At 39.9% G+C, this 3,443-nt stretch carries 4 protein-coding genes; 2 read left to right on the top strand and 2 right to left on the bottom strand.

Going from position 1 to position 3,443, the window contains the following annotated elements; translation table 11 throughout:
* The first annotated feature begins 67 nt into the window (after positions 1-67).
* Positions 68-412 carry a DUF5615 family PIN-like protein gene (locus tag ACUVJL_RS34825; protein WP_333444063.1) on the top strand — a complete coding sequence of 115 codons (345 nt, stop codon included), beginning with the start codon at positions 68-70 and terminating at the stop codon, positions 410-412.
* A 6-nt stretch (positions 413-418) separates the two neighbouring features.
* On the opposite strand, the gene ACUVJL_RS34820 is transcribed toward ACUVJL_RS34825, so the two are convergent.
* Both ACUVJL_RS34820 and ACUVJL_RS34815 read right to left on the bottom strand, forming a co-directional pair.
* Positions 419-1,480 (bottom strand): MAE_28990/MAE_18760 family HEPN-like nuclease, encoded by a 1,062-nt coding sequence (locus tag ACUVJL_RS34820; RefSeq protein WP_445249990.1) that lies wholly within the window; start codon positions 1,478-1,480, stop codon positions 419-421.
* 6 nt (positions 1,481-1,486) lie between these two features.
* Entirely contained in the window at positions 1,487-2,659 is a 1,173-nt protein-coding gene (locus tag ACUVJL_RS34815; RefSeq protein WP_445249989.1) for a DUF262 domain-containing protein, read from the bottom strand.
* A 303-nt stretch (positions 2,660-2,962) separates the two neighbouring features.
* On the opposite strand from ACUVJL_RS34815, the gene ACUVJL_RS34810 reads away from it, so the two are divergent.
* The coding region (locus ACUVJL_RS34810; RefSeq protein ID WP_445249988.1) for a GNAT family N-acetyltransferase at positions 2,963-3,443 on the top strand (481 nt) is incomplete at its 3' end.

The following is a 3,443-nucleotide window of genomic DNA, read 5'->3' as shown; positions in this document are numbered from 1 at the left end:
AACCTGAAGATATTCAAGCTTGCTTGCTGTTTGCTGCACTCCGAATTGACTTTCCGAGGATTGCTGTATGATTTTCTGGCTAAATGCTCAACTTCCTCCTAGTCTCGCAGAATGGTTGAGTATTACATTTGGTGTGAGTGCCGTAACTCTACAGGATATTGGGTTGTCAGACGCTCAGGATATTGAGATATTTAATGCAGCTCGCGCTAACGGTTATGGCACTGTTGTTATCACGAAAGATCGAGATTTTATCGATTTAGTAATTCGTTTAGGAAGCCCGCCACAAATTCTGTGGTTAACCTGTGGGAATATTACCAATAGAGACTTGCAACGCATTTTTACCCGCGCTTTTCCTGAAGCTTTGGAGTTGCTGCAAAATGGTGAAAATATTGTTGAAATCGGTAGAGCTTAACAATATTCAGTCAACTCGATACGAGCTAGTTACATAAATAGTCAATCCTTTTCTGGCATCCCGATCGAACTTTAACCCTACTTCTTCCTCCGAGGTTATTTCCACATGATTGTGGGAAATATCATTAAGCTCAATGCTCTCAATTTTAGGAGAGTAGCAGTACGACAATTTATTATTAACTAAGACTAGAAAAACACGTTCTCCTACAGTTAAAGTAACTTCCTGAACTTTGGCTACGCCTGCTTGCGACTTTGGGAGCCACTCAGTAATTTTTCCAATCTCCCTTACCAGCCCTCGATCTCTCTGGAGTAAAATTATATTGTAGGTGACTAAATCGGCAAGGGATTTACATAAAGCCTCAACAAAATCAGCTAAGTCCAACAGTTCTTGAGTTCCCAAAATCTCATCTGTAGAGCCGTGTGCTGCTTCATTCCGATAGTCAACCAGTTGTTTGAGTTCTCCTTCTGCTGTATTTTTACTGCCGCGAACTTCCTCTACAAAATATTTAATTTCTTTGTGGTTAATTACCCATTTCCATGCCTCATCAATTCCAGCATTTTTAAACACTGTTTCTAGCACGTCATTCCGTAAATTTTGCTCGTGCAATAAAAAAGCATCAGGAAGTAACTCGTATTTTCCAGTGTCAGTAATTCCACAGGATAATCCTTGCACTACTTTCTCAACTGAAAGGTGTTTAAACCTATTTTGTTTGAGGTGAATCAATAAACGCCCTATACCCTCTCGATGGGTATTTTGGATTTTTTCTCCCAAGTCTGAATAACGTGGAACCAAATCTGGCATGAGTCGCAGCCAATCCGAAATTAAATCCTCAACGAAGCGCTCGTAAATAGCATACAATCGGGTTACTACGGCACAGCGATCGTAAATTCGCCATTCTGGTTTGCTAGAGATTACTTCTATTAATGCGGCAAATTCAGGATTTTCTTTCAACTGTTTGATATCTAAACTGTCTTGAAATACGATTTTTCTAAGTCGATCGTTAATCTTTATCATCGAACGGACAGTGGAAATTTTAAGACAGACTGTCTCGAGAAGCTCATCAAACATCGCAAGTTACTCTCCGATAACTTGCAAAAGCATTTCGTCAAATATCCTGATTCGAGCCTGAATCTCTGCCTTGGTTTTTCCACCTCCTGTGAGAAGAGTAGATTCAGGTTTTTTAAAGAGGTTCTTTGTCTCTTCAATAATTCGATCTTTTATAGCGATTATTTTTGTTTCATCGGGCAAGTACCTGCTCAAACCAACCATAATTGCATCATAATATGCTTTATAACTCTTTTTAGACCAAGTTTGAGTTTTCTGGTCAAATGGTTTGAATAAATGCTCTCCGTAAATTAGGTGAGCTATGCTGATAGTTTTGAGGAAAATAAATTCCAAGTGATTGATATCTTGCTCATCGAAATTTAAACTTCTCATCATGTACAAATCTAAAAAACCTTCCATTCCCCGTTGGAATTTATCAACATTTCTGAGAGCAAAAAAACGCAGCACTAACTCAGCATCTTCCATTTTTTTATAAAGGGTATTTTTCTCCAATTCGGCGCTGTTATCCTCTGTCGGAATTCCCCAAGCTTCTGCAAATATGGGATAGCGCGATAATTTTAGCAACAGTTCATTGAACTTTCCATAATACAAACAGTTTCGCACTTCCTGTTGACTTAAATCTACGCCTCCAGTGTTAAGACGCTCGAAGGTTTTTTGTTTTAAGAATAGAGCCTCTTCAGGATTGGAGGTTGATTCTGCAATAATTACTGTCGATGATATAGAACGACGGTCGATACCGGCTCTAATTTTTTGAGGAAGTTGATTGTAGGTACGTCCATTTAATTCAGACCAAAATTCAAGCCCTGTTAATGTAAGCTTGTTTTCATAAAAATCCTGAATCGCAGTAATTCTCTGTTGACCATCCATCACCTCATAGGAATTGTAATCTTTTTCGTATAAAATTATTGATGGAACAGGAATATTGATGAGAAATGATTCGATGAGTTTGGATTGCATTTTGGTAGTCCAACGCGCCCTTCTTTGGTAAAATGGTCGCATTTTCATATAACCAGGATTCTTTAAGGCCTGGACAAAACTCGGAAGCTTTTCACGGTTGATTTCAGTAAGAATTCTATTCTCTCTTAACTCGTACTTATGGTTGATTTCACTATCGGATATTTTAGTGCGAGTTTTGGTGGGCGAACTCTCCCACATTTTTTCTTCAAATGGTGCGATCAGCATTTTCCTTAGTCTCCCTAAGCACAACTTGTTAATAATTATAGCATTTTCAGGATTAGCCGATCGCCTCAAATCTAGCAAACTAGCGATCGCAAATTATCCCTGCAGAAGATCGATCGCCCTTACCCGATCGCAAAATCCGATTTTATGGCAAAATTAGCCTAAACTGAAATATGAAAGCTGGCGGGCAAGCTGTAGCGAATGTTGCCCTCGTGAGTCCTGACTTCGTTTTTGCCGTTTACCCCGGTTATAAAATCCCGTTTGTGAGCGTATTAGTCCGTAATCCTTGATTTAGTATGTAAAATCATGAACGTACAAATTACAGATTTGCGTGCGGTTGACCAGCCAAAAATTCAACAGGTAGCTAGATTAATAGTTGAAGGTTTTAAAGAGCATTGGCCCGATGCTTGGCCCGATATAAAATCAGCTTTGCAAGAAGTGCAAGAATCTTTCGGAGCCGATCGCATCAGTCGAATTGCTGTCGGCGACAGCAATCAAGTTTTGGGATGGATTGGCGGGATTAAACAGTATGACGGTAATGTTTGGGAACTGCACCCGCTGGTAGTGGGAACAGAATTTCGCAGACAAGGAATTGGTCGATCGCTCGTAGCTGATTTAGCAGCAGAAGCTAAAAACCGGGGAGGGATCGTGCTGTGGGTAGGTACCGACGACGAAGACAATCAAACCACTCTTTCAGGCATCAATCTTTATCCTAACGTTTGGGAACACATCGCCAAAATTAGAAATTTGCGCGGTCATCCCTACGAATTTTATCAAAAAATGGGTT

Origin of the sequence: Microcoleus sp. OTE_8_concoct_300 (assembly GCF_031383065.1) — a bacterium.
GTDB lineage: Bacteria > Cyanobacteriota > Cyanobacteriia > Cyanobacteriales > Microcoleaceae > Microcoleus.
Note: the sequence above shows the minus strand (reverse complement) of the source record. Positions and strands in the feature narration are given on the sequence as shown.

Bases quoted from the DNA above. Each gene is read 5' to 3' on its own strand.
- ACUVJL_RS34820 (WP_445249990.1), bottom strand. From the start codon at position 1,480: ATGTTTGATGAGCTTCTCGAGACAGTCTGTCTTAAAATTTCCACTGTC.
- ACUVJL_RS34825 (WP_333444063.1), top strand. From the start codon at position 68: ATGATTTTCTGGCTAAATGCTCAACTTCCTCCTAGTCTCGCAGAATGG.
- ACUVJL_RS34815 (WP_445249989.1), bottom strand. From the start codon at position 2,659: ATGCTGATCGCACCATTTGAAGAAAAAATGTGGGAGAGTTCGCCCACC.